Annotated in this window: 13 protein-coding genes; 1 reads left to right on the forward strand and 12 read right to left on the reverse strand. The window is 47.4% G+C overall.

Annotated features, from left to right (window positions below; genetic code table 11):
* From K9N21_19245 to K9N21_19275, 7 genes are all read right to left on the reverse strand, one after another.
* Window positions 1–946 (reverse strand): hypothetical protein (locus K9N21_19245; protein ID MCF8146047.1); only part of this gene is annotated, 946 nt, incomplete at its 3' end.
* 863 nt (window positions 947–1,809) lie between these two features.
* Window positions 1,810–3,609, reverse strand: coding sequence for a hypothetical protein (locus K9N21_19250; protein MCF8146048.1), 1,800 nt, complete (start codon window positions 3,607–3,609; stop codon window positions 1,810–1,812).
* A gap of 134 nt (window positions 3,610–3,743) precedes the next feature.
* Entirely contained in the window at window positions 3,744–4,310 is a 567-nt protein-coding gene (locus tag K9N21_19255) for a hypothetical protein (GenBank protein MCF8146049.1), read from the reverse strand.
* 91 nt (window positions 4,311–4,401) lie between these two features.
* A complete protein-coding gene (locus K9N21_19260; GenBank protein ID MCF8146050.1) occupies window positions 4,402–4,851 on the reverse strand; it encodes a hypothetical protein in 450 nt (149 codons plus the stop codon).
* Window positions 4,852–5,012: 161 nt separating this feature from the next.
* Complete coding sequence (locus K9N21_19265; GenBank protein MCF8146051.1) at window positions 5,013–5,612, reverse strand: hypothetical protein; 600 nt, start codon at window positions 5,610–5,612, stop codon at window positions 5,013–5,015.
* A 291-nt stretch (window positions 5,613–5,903) separates the two neighbouring features.
* Window positions 5,904–6,983, reverse strand: coding sequence for a toll/interleukin-1 receptor domain-containing protein (locus K9N21_19270; GenBank protein MCF8146052.1), 1,080 nt, complete (start codon window positions 6,981–6,983; stop codon window positions 5,904–5,906).
* A gap of 22 nt (window positions 6,984–7,005) precedes the next feature.
* Entirely contained in the window at window positions 7,006–9,627 is a 2,622-nt protein-coding gene (locus tag K9N21_19275; protein MCF8146053.1) for an AAA family ATPase, read from the reverse strand.
* A gap of 383 nt (window positions 9,628–10,010) precedes the next feature.
* Between K9N21_19275 and K9N21_19280 the strand changes: the two genes are divergently transcribed.
* The gene (locus K9N21_19280) at window positions 10,011–11,324 is read left to right on the forward strand and encodes an integron integrase (protein MCF8146054.1); all 1,314 of its coding nucleotides are present in this window, start codon (window positions 10,011–10,013) and stop codon (window positions 11,322–11,324) included.
* Between the two features lie 374 nt (window positions 11,325–11,698).
* Here the strand turns inward: K9N21_19280 and K9N21_19285 are convergent, their stop codons facing one another.
* The 5 genes from K9N21_19285 to K9N21_19305 all read right to left on the reverse strand — a co-directional run bounded on the left by K9N21_19285 (window position 11,699) and on the right by K9N21_19305 (window position 16,293).
* Window positions 11,699–11,923: a YgiT-type zinc finger protein gene (locus tag K9N21_19285; GenBank protein ID MCF8146055.1), complete on the reverse strand. Its 225-nt coding sequence runs from the start codon at window positions 11,921–11,923 to the stop codon at window positions 11,699–11,701.
* Between the two features lie 410 nt (window positions 11,924–12,333).
* Window positions 12,334–12,648, reverse strand: coding sequence for a hypothetical protein (locus tag K9N21_19290; protein ID MCF8146056.1), 315 nt, complete (start codon window positions 12,646–12,648; stop codon window positions 12,334–12,336).
* A gap of 41 nt (window positions 12,649–12,689) precedes the next feature.
* Window positions 12,690–13,004 (reverse strand): hypothetical protein, encoded by a 315-nt coding sequence (locus tag K9N21_19295; protein ID MCF8146057.1) that lies wholly within the window; start codon window positions 13,002–13,004, stop codon window positions 12,690–12,692.
* 470 nt (window positions 13,005–13,474) lie between these two features.
* The gene (locus K9N21_19300; GenBank protein ID MCF8146058.1) at window positions 13,475–14,176 is read right to left on the reverse strand and encodes an ORF6N domain-containing protein; all 702 of its coding nucleotides are present in this window, start codon (window positions 14,174–14,176) and stop codon (window positions 13,475–13,477) included.
* Window positions 14,177–14,742: 566 nt separating this feature from the next.
* The gene (locus K9N21_19305) at window positions 14,743–16,293 is read right to left on the reverse strand and encodes a hypothetical protein (protein ID MCF8146059.1); all 1,551 of its coding nucleotides are present in this window, start codon (window positions 16,291–16,293) and stop codon (window positions 14,743–14,745) included.
* Window positions 16,294–16,629 lie beyond the last annotated feature (336 nt).

A 16,629-nucleotide genomic window follows, 5' to 3' on the forward strand; every position in this document is an offset into this window, starting at 1 on the left:
CGGCCTCCCACGCAAGGATAAGGTCTCCGGGCCGATCCTCTGTCAGGACCTGAATAAGCTGCGAGGCCTGAACCAGGTCCTTCTCTGCTTTGGTGTGTGCAATCACTCCCCGTTCGCCGAACAACATCAGTTTGTGGAGGGCAAACCTGGCCGGCGTAGGCACCTGAACCAGCACCCCGCCGCCGTTTACCACGGCCCCATGTTCGGCATGTTCCATGAGGAAATCCAGAAAGGGGAGCGGTTGAGCGGCCACGCCGAAACGGGGAATCGGTACGGGACCCGTGTCTTTCGATCCCCTTGAAGGGGTGAGGAAATCCACCCGCAGGGATTTTCCCCGGACTTTGAAGGATGAGGAAGGTTGTCCTGGGTCAAAGGCGGGTACAGGCAGGAAACCCATCTCCAGTTGATCGAGAACTTGGGGTACATCGGCCTTTTCGACTGATGGAAAGGCGATGCCAAGGCGTCGTTCGCCTGCAATATCCAAATCTTGGGTTTGCAGGGCGGAATGAAGCCATTTCACACCAAGGAGGTTCCCTAAAACCGTAAAGGCATGGGTCCCAACCAGGACCGCCCCCATTCTGAACAGTCCGCTTTGGGCAAAGGCCTTGAGCACCCTTGCGGATGCACCTTCCGTTGTCATTGCGCCCCCGGCTCGGAGCAGCGCGCAAAGGCGTTTGATCTCATTCTGGTCGTCTTTCACGCTCTCCCTGTCGGAAGCAAAGCGATCCACGACCCGGTCCAGCGAAGGTCCCCTTTTCCCGATATAGGTTTGCCGTTTCCGGCCGCCAGGGTCGGAATATTGGAAATAGACGTATTGCTCCCCTTTGATGTTCTTAGTGGTGAAACACCCTTCCACACCGCCGATGCTCCTGCCCGCCTCCAGGGCCAGCATCTGCTCCATGAGTTCGGCATACAGGGTCTGTACGACCAGCGGCTGTCTTTCCAAATTCCATCCTTCCTTTCCATGATTTTATACGCACCTTACCATAACTCTGCGTATAAATCACAGATTTTCGAGAAAGCTGAAGATCTTCCTGTTCAATCCCCGGCCCCTGCCCGGGAAGCTCCAGCTTCGCCTGGGAGTGTCCCCTCAGCCAAAAAGAAAGAAGCTCTTCGATTGAGGCGGTTGGATCGCTCCGGCGTACATATCGCCATATTGAATGGCAATTTGGAGGTGTCGACTCACAAAAATCTTCCACTTTCAAAACACCAAAATCTGCACTTGTGAAAGGGGGTGAAATACGTTAATTTGGCCACTTGTCGAGACCCACTTTCGGCCACTTTCAACTGGCTCCATAACCCCGATCATCGGTGGCTCCATAATACCGATCATTGACACCCGCCTCTGGCGGGGTTGTCTGCCTTCGGCAGGTTTAGCCGCCTGTGGCAGGGAAGCCCGAGTGCAAAGCTATGAGTCCCGCTTTCAAGCGGGATTGTGTACTCACGCCAAGGCGTGATTCCCGTCCTTTTTATCCGCCTCAGGCGGAATCCAGGGAGATCTGTCTCACTTGCCGTAAGGCTATAAAAGGGATGCTTCCGGCCCAGACCCAACCAAGGACGCAAGGTTTGGGCTTTATCGATGACGTCGCCAGGGTTGGCCAAACTCCTCCTCATTTGAAATTTATCCGCAGTGCATGCATTCAGACTGAACAGAGAGAATCTTACTTTCTAAACAGCGTTTCGCTGCCGCACAGAAAGTAGTTTGTCACGTTAGTCAACAACGTCCCCTCGGTCCTGTTAAAACCCAACATTGAATATGCTCCTAATTGTTACCAGCTAATCGCGGCGCTGTCCGACTCCAGCCCTTCGTTAGCCGTTCTCATAGATCTGCAAACTTCCTCCCGAATACTGTCTCACCGCATCTATCAGTATGTCGAGAGCGCTGGATGCCAACTTCCGGTTATGGTACATAGCGTCACGATATTGGGCGCTGAAAGCGATGAAATTGTGCAATGACATTAAGCGATCAGGGCACGACCGGGAGTAGTCTGCAAGCAGATCGCGAAAAGCAAAATGCTCGACCGACGTCTCAAGATTCTCTAAGTCATCGATTGACATGACAATCACAGGGGCAATTTTCATATCTCGCTTTATGAATATCCCGCTGGCCAGCGTTGAATCAGGTTGTAAATGGGCAGCAAACTCGGAGGAAAAGAAACTGCCATATACGGGTGAAGTCAGAAATGTATCGTGAACGATGAGAACCGGGTAAATATTCTTAAGAGTCCGAAACTCATCGTCTTTGCCTGCCCGTTTCTTGGTGGCTAGTGATTCAGCCGCTCTCGCGAGTTGGCCAACGCCTTTGAGCTTTAGACGCCCCTTTGAGTTGCTAGTGATACTGTATTTATCCCGCATCGACTGTAGGAGAGTCTCGTAGTCGTCGCATAGGACAGCGGTTTCTGGTATGAGCCCCGATTTGACTTCAAACAGCACAACCTCTAAAGCATCGTTAAGCAATCCGTCTATCTCAACCGAGTTGCCTGCGCTGTCCGCAATTTGGATATTCCGAGAAAAACGCTTTGCCAGACCTCCAGAGGAGGCAAACATACGTCCCAGAATGTCAAGTACATAATCTTCAAATGCATGACCAAAGGCGTTAAATAGATCATCGGATTTGTACTTGGGGGATTTCAGTATGTGGAATAGCGGACCAATCGATGCTTTCTCACTGTAAAAGGTGGGGTCAAATATGATTCCCCGGCCGTCCTCAGTACGTAGGATTGGCCTATCCCTCAATGGACGGTAATAAGCAATAGGCGCATCCTCGTATCGGCCAATATCATGGCCGATGCCGGCCCAAAGTGCCTGTTTCAGTTCATCAGGATCCTGAGACTCGAGCTCCAAGTACCGAGAGAATACATCTCCAAACCTCGAATCTTCTTGAAGGTTTCTGACGTTGAAAATTCCGCTGTTATTTCTGGGATTCATAAAGCTCGTGACCATGGCCGCAAAAGCAATAAAATATTGTTCAACTGAGATTGCCGTCGCTGAAAAGAAATCGGCATCAAAGGAGTGGCAATACTTGGGAAGGTACTGATTAAACAACGCCCAACCACGACCCAGTGATTGAGTCAATTCTGGAGCCGCTGTAATTCCTTCCACACTCTTCCTATTAGGTCCCAGAGCTCTTCTTCGGGCGAGGTCTATACCTCCATCAAGCGAGAATTTATTCTTAAATATGCGGTTAGCCCATATGTCACTCGCTATGAGAGCAGCCTGCGCGAACTTTCTTCTTATCTGAGGGTCCTCATAAGTCGTTCCATCTCCAGGATGATCGATACTCAAAAGGGCTACCCAACGAAACAGCTCAAGAATTTGGCCTCGAAAGAATACCTTGATTCTATTTGCACCTCCGTGGCTATGGGCGAAATCATTGATCGCTTGGATATCTCTCGAAGTGAAGAACTGATTGAGGCCGAATTGTTGCGCTCTTAAGCTGTCTGTGCTGGCACTGGCGGAAACCACAAGATTCAGACGGGCGCACCAAAAGAGTGTATCAGTCCTGCTCAAGTCCGAGAGCAGAGACCTGAATGTGCTGATGTCACTCTGAACCTCAGGGAAGACTTCCGAGACTGGTACGTATACGCCTATTTGGTTCCGACTTTCCATGTCAATGCTCGATCAATTGAAATGGGGAAAACTTGTCTACTCCTGCAGCCGGGTGTGGACTGGCTTGGCTGACCGGCATCAGCGGGCGCGTTTTTTTGGCGATTTGCTGAATGCCGATGTTATCATGTAGTTTTCTATGCTCCTATCTTCGAGCGTATCGAAATGATATATGCTCTCCACAAATAAAACCAATATACTGATACGGCGAATACGACTAGATCAAAACCGCCGATCATTTTGTATAACCATTTTGGTATTTTACTATTTTCTGGCATTGAGAAGAAGAGATGTGCAACTGTGAGATAAATGCAGTAAAGCATGCCCAAACCTATCATGAATGAAAAAATACTAGGACCTATTTTACCTTCTGAAAAAGGAGAGCCAACCCAACTACCGTATTTGATCATTTTGACGTTAGTCATACCTTCAGGCGTAGAAATAGCGTGAGCAATTATGCTTTGAAAGTTTAGATACATAAGATGAAAAACAATGATCGATGCAAAAAAAAGGATGCCAAAAATTAGAGAGAAATACTCTGGATAAATATTCATATCTAAAAATTTAAGGGGTGAACTTTCCTTGTAATATCTGTTGTTCAATAGGCGAATGACTCCTATAATTCCATAAGTTGCGAAAGTGATTACATACAGATGGAAGAATCGGCCAATAGCCTCAAGTGATTTCATAAGAGATTCTTCCATATCAATTCCTCAATAACGTGGTGCTGACCCGGCTGGGGTTGAGCGCCAGCGAAAGCCCAGACGGCGTCCAGCACATGGTTAAGCGTTCCTTTTAGAAGTTTCCACCATCGATTATTTTTTTTCTGTTTAGGAAAATAAAGACCGAACTTGCTGCCAAAGAGCTAAAGAATCCAATGAGGAAACCTATAAATCTCTCTTTCCATATTTGTTTTCTGAATTGCTCTTGTTGCAACCCTAAAATTGATTCGACGAGTTCCTTGTCAACTTTTACAATTGGTTCAAGCCTTTCTTTTTCCTTTCTAAGTTTGTCAACTGACAGCTTATCTTTTTGGAGCTTTTCTCTATGCTGAGTAAGAAAGTCCTGAAGTTCACCCATTGCTCCCTGCATTTCATCTAATTTTTGAATTTGGGCTTTAATTCTTTCGTCATCGGGTAACACTTTTGACTGTGGCAAAATCCATTCCGCTATAGCGCCACCAAGTAACCCTGCCACGGCCCCAATCAACAAAGAACGTAATATAGTTTTATAAACAGTTGGCATCTCGATAAGTATTTACGCTTAACGCGAAAATCACCGGTTTTATCCGGTGCATTTTCTGGTTAGAAATTCTGTTTCGTGTTCAAGAATTTCTATATCGCTCTTTTTGGCCCCAAAAATGCGAATATAGACCCGTTTTTAGGCCCTTTGTCGCTTTAACCAGCTTAATTTATGGCGTTTTTATTGGCCCGACCCCAGTTCCACACATGTTTCATAAACCAGCGTTTTGCCTTGGCGGGCACGCCAAGACGCATCGGATATACCAAGTTCAGAATTTTATGGCATAGTTTTTTAATCTCTGGAAGTTCAGCATCAAAGCAACTTATACCATTCTCCGAGATGTGTTCCGCACCGTGCTGGGCCTGGGCCATCAAACCGGCGTGAATGCTGTGGAGGAACTGGAGCTTTCCGCGCAAAGCTTGGAGCTTCTTCGTGAGGTCGGCCTTCCCTCGACTTGCTTCCCAATCGGCAATCTGGACTAGTAGCTCGGTGAAGTCATCGGGAAGCGGGGGGGCAGGCGGCGGAACGAGATTCCGCCACTCTTCATCGTCGCCAAGGATCTGGGGCACCGTTTCCAATCCCCCCGCCTTCCGCCAAGCTGGGGCAAGTTCCAAGCTTATAAGTATCTCCTCAATCACTAGAAACACGCGCATGAATAGCCGCCGCTTGTCGCCTTTACGCACTATCAAGATGCCGAGAATCGTAGTCAGGGTGCTGAGCGCCCAGCCTGCAAAAACAAGCAACGTACTTTCCCAGATGTTCACGCCACCCTCCACGATTCTACCCCTGCTGTCAGGCACCCTAACGCCAGCTGTTGAGCCGCGAGAATCGCAGGCAAGAGAAGGAAATTGTAGTTTATTTTCTTCTCTTGCTGAGAATCGCAGTCGGCTACAAGATGAGCAACGATCGGTCTATCTGTCATTGCATTCCTCTTAGGGCCTAACGCCGCCTTCACCAGTTTATCTGGTGAAAGGCGTGGTTGGAACAAATTTGAAAAATACTATATTTTGTCAATGTGTAGGTCTGCCCACTTTATTTTTTATGTCTTTTTAACGTCAATTTGAGACCAATCCGAGAAATGATTCCCAAAAATCCCGCAGTCTCATGCTGGGGTCGAAATCATGTTTTTCGACAAAGACTTCATCAAAATCAGTGGAAGTTTGAGCTAAAAAGCTTGAAAGCGCATCCAGCTTTTCAACTGCTTTTGAGATACGACGATCATCTGTATTCGGCTCTACAGCCCCATCCTCTCCTTCTGAAATGTAACCTCTCTCATGCGCGTCTCCAACTTCCTCTCTTAACCAGTCTTTGTCCCAATATGATGGGACCCAGGAGCCGCCATAATATTCATAATATATGGCTTCTACCGCAACATTAGGCAATTTATTAAGATAATCTTTAGCATCTTTAATAAGGGCCTTGAACTGGTCCCATTCATCCATGTCCTCTAATAGCACATCCTGGACAGCCTTGCTGTCCTTGAGTTTCTTAATCTTTTTAATCGTGTTTTTAGCCTTCTCCAATTGTTCTTCTAAGTCTTCGACATCTTGCAAGGCAGTTTCATAATTATCTTGCATCTCAGTATATTTTTCGATGGAGACTTTAGTAAACCCGTCCAGCTTTGGGATCAATTTCTTTATCTTCTTGAGGAATTGATCTCTTTTGACATTCCACCGGCTTGTAGGGCTATGTTTCTCGATATCACCGTCTTCTATGATCCTATCACGTAAACTGTCCAGATCTTCAGGGCTATCTATTTTCCCGACCTCCTTATTTTTCAACACAGCTTCCAAGTCTGAATATTCAAGCGGTGGGCAGATGATGGGAAAAGACGAATGCGTCATTGCCCATGCAGCTCCAAGTTCGCACAAGCAGAAGGAGCTTTCATAATAACTTGGCGTGACGACCATGATAACCAGGAAAGGAGCTTGAATTTTCTCATGGATGAATTCGATTAAATCCTTACCTTTAGGGATATCCATTCCTTCAAGAGATGTGCAGAATACTTGGTCGTGATTAAGCCCTATCCCTGTCTGAAGAAGGTCAACAAAGGCATCAATCAGATTTTTATCAGCCGAAGAGTGGCTGATGAAAAGGTGTGGGACTTTTTTTACGGTAAGTTTTTTTCTTTGCATATCAATCCTCTAATAGTCGAGATCATCGTCGTGCACTTGCTAATTGACGATGTTTTTTCTTTATCTCATCGAATTCGTTGATCTCCTGTATTAGCATTTCGCGTGTGGGTTTAACCGGGACATAAGCATCGCTATGAAGATGCCCTTCGATATATTTTGACAGAGACTCATGTTTATCAATTACCCGCTGGAATAGATCCCCATCCCAAACAACATCCTTTAACCGCCCTGGGCTGATCCGCTCATTGAATCTAATAACAACCCCACCAAGCAGGCTATAAATTATAAATGATTCATAGGTCGTACGAAGAGCGCCGAATCCCTGTTTAAGTTCAAGCTCTTGTTCAGCAGGTGGTAGCTCTTTGGCCTTCTTGTAATGCTCATTAGCGATGTGGGTTGTCTTATAGTCGGATTCTAAAGCAGGGCTATTATTTGCGAACACATATCCAGGCTTGTCATCATTATCGCCGCGTTTGATCCAATGCATCTGGGCGTCAACATTCATATCCTGGCAATAGTTCTTAAGACAATGCACGAAGGGGAGATTATGCGTAAAAACAACCACCTGCCTCTTTTTTGCCTCATTCACGATAAGAGATGCAATGACAGCACTCCATTCAAGGTCAAGCGAAGTCACGGGATCGTCTAGAACAATACCTCCACTGCCGATGTCTAATGCAACCTCAGTCAGGAAATCAGCTAAAGCGACTGCCCGTTTTTCTCCTTCACTCAATACAGTGTCAGGATTAGCACCAGGTGGCAACGAATCGGAATCGGTCTCAAGCATTATTTGTTTGAAAGTTACTCCTTTCCTAGGTGTCGTATCCACCTTTACTCGAATAGGTCTTCCAAGATGACTGAGCATATCCTGAAACAACCGAAGATAGCCACCAGTCACGATGTCTTCGAATAAAGCATTATATTTGAGAGTGATAGGCCGTGTTGAACCGCCAGCTTTGAAAGCCGCTTCAGCCCATGCTAATCGATTTACGTACTTTGTTATTTCTGAAAATTGATCGCCCAACACTTTTTTATGGGTAAGTGTCCTTAATTCTATTTCAAGCTTTTCAATTTCTTTGGCAGGGTCAGAATCACGTAGCTTTTCAAGCTGTTTGTCCAAGTCCTCATTGACGGAAGCGATGAGATCAGATCCGTTTTCGGATAGATCGACAACGGACGCTTTAACGTCCTTATCATCGATCATTTCAGAGAGAGTTTTAATTCGAATTCTACAAGCTTCGATAAACTTTATTATGATCTCAACAATTTTGGATTCCTTTGCCTTATCGTATTCATCTAGATATCGATATGACACTGCCTGATCGCTGAAAAAATCAAGACGCATACCTCCAAGCTTCTGTTTAATCGAATTCAGATTACGAGTTGCTTTGGTGAGAGCTGCCTGAGCTTCACCCTCTAAAAACTGCCACAATTTCAGGATTAATTCCCTTGCCTCTATTGATAAGGGTTGATGGCAAAAGAGACATCTATCATCATCTTGAGGGTAAGGCTTGTCTTCTGCCTGCTCTTCTTCTGCTAATGATTTGGCTGCCTTCACAAAATCATACCAAGTCTGCGTTCCTGTATGCGTAAAGAACTCCGTCTTGAACTGATCGATACCTATCTTTTTAGAAAAGGAATCTGCTTTTTTGAATTCGTCGATACTATTGCTGACACTTTTAACAACTTCATCTGACAACTTCTCAGAATGATTGATGATTTTATCGCGAAGGCCATCAAGATCAGATTTAGTTTTTTCAAGGGCAGCGATTTGCTTTGGAATATTTTTGGTCTTGAGTTCTGCAATCTTTTTATCTAATTCGGCCATTTTGGTCTTATCAACATCAGTCAGCTTAGATGCTTCCTGGAGAGCATTCAGGTCAGTCCTGGCATTTAGCCCTGTGACCATTTCCTTGATAGGTGAATTCCCCCCTTGAAACAAAGGAGTGAAATCTTGGGCCTTGCTCTGAGCATCGACCAAAGCGGCAAGGCGCTCTCTCACAGTGTCGGTTACTTCTGCAAGCTTGGTCAAATGTGATAATCCAGCAGGGGAAAAAGTAAAAGTATTCTTCTTGATGAGGTGTTCCTGAACGCTCTTTACATCAAAGACGTGGAGAGAGTTAAGTTCGATACATTCCTGATTAGGCGAGTAGCTGATACATTGCCTGCCAGAATCGCTTTGTATCTCTATTTCGGCTACCGGCGTAAGATTCGAACAACCAGGTTCATTTATATTCGGAAAAACATCAACTTCACCCCTAATGAACCCCGCACAGCCGAGAATCCTTGCATAACCAGATTTTCCAGAACCGTTAGCACCGAAGACAACCGTTAGGGCTGGACCGAATGGAAGACACTGGCCAGAAACTAATGCGTTTACATTTTGAAGGTTCTTAATTTCGCAGATATGGAGGGTGGACGTTGCTGATAGATCAGCCTGTTTATCAAACATATCGAAGCTGATGTCTGGTCGGTCGGTCTCAACTGGAAATAGTCCATTGTCGATGAGAAGGTGGCGCAACAGCTCTTTAAAGGCTTGGTCGTCAAGCGTTTCACCGGCCATGATTTTGTATAGAGCAAGCTTTTCCCAATATTTGAGCTTCCATCCCGCCCAACCAATAATCTCTGAGATTACTCCGCCCATATCTCCCCCTAATTACACGGCAAATATCCCTTGTGAACAAAAATGTCCAAATCTTGCCAAGGATTTATCAAAGAAGTGGGAAAATAAATTTAAATCGGTCCAGCATTGAGACGCGTTAACTATATTTTTATACCCGTCCGCCTTTTCGTCCCCGAATAAGTGTCTTTCTCCTTTGGATAATTTTCTCAAATTTTTCGTATGCTTTGGATTGCGCCATTTTAATGTTCAGGATGAGCAGCAAACCGGGTTCAACCAGTGATTGTATAGTTTCTGCATAACTTTTGTGACGAAAAAACGGTTGACCAAAGAAACTGGGTGTCTTATGATTTCTTTAACTGCATAATTCCTCAAATGGCGTGTTATTAAAAAACAGGATAACTCCAATGAAAGAGATCCCTCCTGAAATTCGCGTCTTCTACGACGCACAGCTGGTTAAAGAAAGAGTCCCGGAAACGTCCCGCTTCCACTACAGGAAGTGGTTACGGTATTATTTGGATTTTTGTACTAAATATGGATTGAATCAATTAAACACGGAAAATATTTCTCAGTTTATTGATAAATTGAAAGAAAAGCACCAAACTGAACAACAACAAAAACAGGCATTCCATGCTGTTTCAGCATATTTTGATATAGCATTACCAGACAAAGACAAGGATGCGCCATTAAAAAATAAAAAGAAAGGATTATCAAGTAAAAAACGCCGATTGCAATCAACGAACGCAGATTGGCGACCGGTATTCGATGCCCTGAAAGCAGAAATCACATTAAGGCATTATTCCCCAAGGACATTCCAGACATACAGGGGATGGGTGAGGCAGTTGCAGGGATTTACCCGGAGCAAGGACCCGAAGCTCCTCACCGCCTCGGATGCCAGGGATTTCTTGACCTTTTTAGCTGTGGAGCGGAAGGTGGCCGCTTCCACGCAGAACCAGGCGTTCAATGCGCTTTTGTTCTTTTCTCGGCACATCCTCAAAAATGAATTTGGGGAATTGAACGATGTCCCGAGGGCCAAACGAAGGCCCTGTATACCGGTTGTCCTGTCCAGAGAAGAGGTTGACCGGATTATTGAACGGCTGCGGGGGCCGTACGATTTGGTCGTCAGTCTGTTGTATGGGTGCGGCCTGCGGCTATCCGAGTGTTTGAACCTGAGGATAGGGTGTTTCAATTTCGATACGGGCATGCTGACGGTTCATAACGGAAAGGGGCAAAAAGACAGGACCGTGCCTCTGCCCAGGGCGATCGTGCCCGAACTGAAGGCGCATCTTGAAGAGGTGATGGATCTTCATGAGAAAGACATCAAGGCCGGTTACAGCGGCGTGTTCCTGCCCGATGCCCTGGCCGCAGAATACAAAAACGCGGCCACCGAGCTGGTTTGGCAGTGGTTTTTCCCTGCCAAGACCCTGACCCTGGTTCCGGAGACAAAGGAATTAAGAAGATACCATCTCCATCAAAGTCATGTGCAAAAGGCGACCAGGGGTGCGGTGAAAAGGGCCAGGATCCCCAAGCGGGCCACGCCCCACACCTTTCGGCACAGTTTCGGCAGCCACCTGCTTCAGGCCAATTACGATATCCGCACCGTCCAGCAACTCATGGGTCACAGCGATGTGCGAACCACCATGATCTATACCCATACGATACAGAGCCAGACCAAAAAGGAGGCCATAAGCCCGCTTGATTTCGGGCCGCAAGATGCCTGAGGCAGTTATGGGAGCCATGTCTTAGCTCCCGTCAGCAGTGCAGGACTTTCCTTTGGACGCAAGGCAGCCTTTTGGTAATTCAAGGATATACATCAGTTCGCATCCCCCTCCATCCATCCGAAAAAAAACGCCTCCGGGTATGGTAACCCAAAGGCGTCTTGTGATGACCAAGGCACGCTGAACCGCCCTTTGATTTGGAAGATGCGGGGCATGATTTTTTGCATCAATTTTAGAGGGTTTGATTTGTTGGTCTATCCAATCTGTCCGTTCGGGAAAAGGACAATGCGATAACAACCAGTTAATCTCAGAGAAACATCCTTTCGCAACAGCTTGAGCAGACCGGTGCCACTCAAGCGGCATGCTGGGCCTTGCTGTTATCCATAATTATACACGGGAGTCTCTATCACCCTGTCGGGGTTCTCCCTGCTCTTGATAATGCCCTGGATATGCTCGACTGTCTCGGGAGAAAAGAACTGCTCTCCCGTCTCTCTGCATACACGTGCCGGCACATTTTCAACAATAAGAAATTTGCCATCCTGTTCCAGTGTATAGGTTACTTTAGATTCAACCATTGTCTCTTTCATTCCAAGTCTCCTCATGTCTCATCTTATGACCCGAAAGTCGATCCACAGCTCAGGGTCAGGCTGGTATAAAGTGATGATCTTGATAAGTGGCCGGCTCGGGTAACTGCAATGTATGTGCAACGGCCGGCCCGCTCTGGTATACCCCAGGATGAGACAACTCGGGCCATACTTGTCTTCGGGGTAAATGTTTTCGCCTCTGACCGAGGGGCCGGAAAGGAATAGCAGGCGATCGGCCTATTGCCGAATGGTCTTGTCGCCGCTTCGTGTGTTTTTGCTCCGGGAAAATCCTGAAAATCCTGTTTATCCTGTCCAAAAAGAATCACGTGGGATCATCCCTTAACGTGAAAAGGGGACAGGCAATTAACGGATGTCAAGGGCTTTTCTCGGTGTACTGAGGGGGCCAATACCGGGTCTATACACACGGATTACAGCAGAGCGGTCTTGACCAGCAGTTCTTCAACTCGGGAAAGGAATGAAAGAAGCGGCTTGGGTCCAAGACCTTGGGCAAGCGGTTCATGGCGATCCGCGCTTTCAAAAGGATGTACGTGCCATTCGTTGCCCTCTCGATCTATTCCGTAAATGCGCCGCCGCCCCTCAACCAATGCCATGTATAGGCTCATGGATTTTTGGCCGCTGAACACCTGGACGAAAAGGTCCTCTCGAATCATGAGCCGAAAAGAGAGCGTTATGTCCGTCCGCTCCGTCTCTTCCAGCGAGCTGATGAACCAGACCGTCTCCAAGGCCTTTTGAGCCTCTTGCCATAACTCCGAGAGGCCATGTCTCATTGATCTGCCAGCATTTCTTTTAGCTTACGCTCGACGGTTTGCATGCCGCCTATGGCGGTTTCCCAATCCATGGCATCTTGTTCAACTTCCCAGGCATAGTCCATCTTGCGGGTAATCCGCCGGCTCAGGAATTTATCGAAAGTCAGGCCATATTTGCGGGTCAGGTCCATGTCCACCCTTCGATAGCGCGCCAACTGACGTAACCACTCAGCTTTGATGAGTTCACGTACTTTGGCGTCGATATCCTGGTCGCCCGGTACAGAGTGTTGAAGCAGTTCCTGTGTTTGTTCCAATAACGTCGCCGTTGCCATCTTCAGACCCCTGTCTCAAAATCTTTGATTTTTAGACATCTTAATCCAAAGGCTGATCGAGGTCAAGCGCCACTGTCTCTTGCCGGTCCCATGAAATACGCGGCCAGAACAGGGATGTATATGCCCTTATGCCTTTATCCACCATAAGTTGCACAACTGATAATGGAACTATGCTGCCCCCTACACTGGCGCCGGCGCAAGAAAAGGTCTGACAGCCTGTTGTCCCATCCTACTCAAATAGAAACGCCCCCGGGTACGGTAACCCGAAGGCGTCTGGTAATGACCAAGGCGCGATGAACCGCCCTTTATTTTTATCGTATCGGGAATGGTTTCTTTGCCTTAAATTTATGAAAGGCTTGATGAGTTGGCCTATGTTGGCGTTCTTGGATGTCTGATAGTCAATAACTGCCCGTAAGTCAAGACGTTTTTGCCTCTGACCGAGGGGCCGAAAAGGGGCGACCGGCTGAGAGCTAAATGGTCATATCGCCGCTTGGGAGTGTTCTTGTTCCCGCAACATCCTGAGAATCCTGCCTATCCTGTTCAAACAAAGGGCTCTGGACGCTCGACACCGAAAGGACCTGTACCCTGCTCGATGGTCCGGGCCAACCCTCCTTTTTCCTGGTTCTTTTGCCATACCGGCCTTTGGGTTCGCTGACTTCGAATCCAATCTTTTTCCTCGGCCTTTCTATCGGCGTCATGAGTTGCCGGATCGCCTCAAATATCGCCTCGATATTCTCATCATGATTCTCCAACCGCACCTCAATCTCGTAGAGTCTTTGCGCCAGTTGTTTTTGAGAGGAGGATATTTTTCGGAGCTGCACGAAGGCCCTCATGATCGCGATGTTGACATCAATGGCTCTATCCACGTTTAGGATTGACGAAAGCATGGCGATCCCCTGCTCCGTAAAAGCCCGGGGCATTGCTGACGAGTGTTTCAACGGTCCGAACCGGTCACAATTTGTGACCAGTTGCTCTTTTTCCGTTCTTGTTACCCTGAACATAAAATCAGGCGGGAAACGCTTCATGTTTCTTGTGACCGCCTGATTCAGCGCCTTGGTCGACACGCCATAAAGCTCGGCAATATCCCGGTCAATCATGACCTTTTCATCTCGGAGAACAATAATCCTATTCTGGATCAACTCGATTGGTACCAAACCTTTATCAGCCGTCATAAGGCCTACCCTTTTCTCTTTAAAGAATTGCCATTATCCGCGGGACGTTCTTGACTACGTTGACTCAACTACCAGTCTGAACCCCTCGATTTTCCCCTCCGCTTTGCACGGCACCTTAAATATATGGCGTAACGTCTATGCTTTTATACCATTGACGACGGAACTATGCCGCCCTGTGCGTTGGCGCCGAGTCAGAGGAGCCACTGGCGGCCCGTTGTCCCACCGCCCCAATAAAAACGCCTCTGGGTATGGGCAACCCAAAGGCGTCTGGTGATGACCAAGGCACGCTGCACCGCCCTTTGATTTTTATCGTATCGGGCATGGTTTCTTTGCCTCAAATTTATGAAGGTTTAATTTGTTGATCTATGTTGGCGTTCTTTGATGTCTGATAGTCAATAACTGCCTGTAAGTCAACATGTTTTTGCCTCTGACCGAGGGGCCGGAAAGGAATAGGAGGCGACGGCCTTTGTCCCAGCCGCTCCTCAATCAATGTTTTCGGTTCCCCATTCCGATGGAACACGCCATTTCTGAGCCCTTATCTTGATCGGAATTCTTGTTGGATGACTTCATTCCTCAAGCCAAATCAGGACCTGTGCCTTTATGGCCTCCTGCGCCTGAACCACGGCATGGGACAGCGGCGGTGTATAATACCCGGCTGCATGGGTCCAGAAGTGATGAGAGGCACCTTCGACCCACAGGACCGGCTGTTCAGGCAATGGTTGACAGTCCGGGGTTCTGCATACTCCTAAAGAATTCCACGGATCGATGCTCCCGCTAACGTACATGATTCTCGTCCCAACCGGGTTCCATCCTCCATAGTACGCGTTTGTTTCAGAGATTCTTTCCTGGATATCGCTTGCATCGATACCGAAAGCGCGTTGGCAAGGATAGGAACAGATCTCTACCGTGTTTATGTGAGGTTCCTGTGTAAAGGGGCACTCGGTGCCGGGATCACAGGTCTGAAAAAATCCGAATTCGTTACATGCCTGGTACTGCCAAGAGCGGATTGGCCAGGATGAAAGAGAGGTATCAAGCAAGGGGGCGATTGTTGCCGTTTGATAATCGACCGAAGTACATTCCCCGCCGGTGTAAAGGCTCCACAAACCGGCCAACCTGTCTATCGGCTGCCCCAGGTCGCTATTCAACATATAGTCCGAGCACACTTTCTCAATATTGCAGGCATCTTCCTCACAGTTTGGATCATTCGACTGCACCGGGAACAGGGACCCCGTACGCGAACCTGAAAGATCAATACCATCTTGTGTGCTAAGATAGTAGATGAATTGAAACTGGTTATACTCGTCTTTCAATGGATCGGGGTCTGCTGCGCTGGTACAGAGGTTAAAACGGTCATAGAGGAACTGCCGACCTTCTACACTGCCCAAAAGCGAGCCGATATCACTGAACGCGCTCCGAATCTGTTCAACACATTGCTCAGAACCCCCGACTACTGTTGCTCCCATGCTTTGGGCCATGACATTGTTGAATCCCTCCATGTTGTACCAGGCTTCAACAGGAGCGGAAGAGGATACAGCCGCAAAAATGAGATTTGGATATTTTATTCGGGCCCACGCGGCGAGCATCCCAGGATAACTGCCGCCAAAGGTTACCCACTTCTTGTCATCCTTTAAATTGTAGATTTCACTGATGTACGCATGGAACTGTGCGATATCCCCGAGGGCCTGTCTGCTGGTCAGCCATTTCAAATTGGCTGTGGAGAGATCCGACACAGGTTGGCTTTCGCCATAGTATCGGTGCTCAAGTGCCAGAATTAGAGCACCTGCCTGTTTGGCCAGCTCGACCATAACTGCACAATGCACGGTGCCTGTCTGGACAACGTCAGGCGTAAGCGCATCTCCTTCGCCGCCCACACATAAGAATACCGGACCTTTGCCATCAAAGAATGCGTCATTGACAAAATAGCGCTGCTTCCATGTTCTGGTTTCTTCCTGTGAAAAATGATCCAACCGCTGTTCGGTGTACCAACGCGTAGCATCGACTGCGGAGGAACTGGTCCCTTTATCGTCGCCACAGGAAGCAAGAAGGACAGAGATAAAACAGCAAATGCAGGCCAAACGGATCAACGCAACTGCATGGTAATGCTTTTCGAACATCATCGCAGTTCTCCCTCTCTTTGTGATTCAATGCCTTGGATCTTTGTTTTTTGATAAGTGGTACTGAACAGATCATCCGGCCCACGTTATATATAGCGGATCTCCACAATTCCAGCATATCCTGAATAATTGAATTTTCAGGATACGAACGGTAGTTGAAGGCTTCGATTCTCAGGCGCCGTAAACTACCATAAGATCTTGGTGAATTCAACCAAGACAAATCATATTCTCGCCAGAATGTCCTGATTAGTGGGTAACTATTAAAGCCAGAGCGGTCTTCTTCTTGATCTTTATTGCCATAAAGTAAGAGTCACGATAGCACGAAGAAGAGGGTTGCAC

It is taken from the genome of Deltaproteobacteria bacterium (assembly GCA_021737785.1).
Lineage (GTDB): Bacteria > Desulfobacterota > DSM-4660 > Desulfatiglandales > Desulfatiglandaceae > AUK324.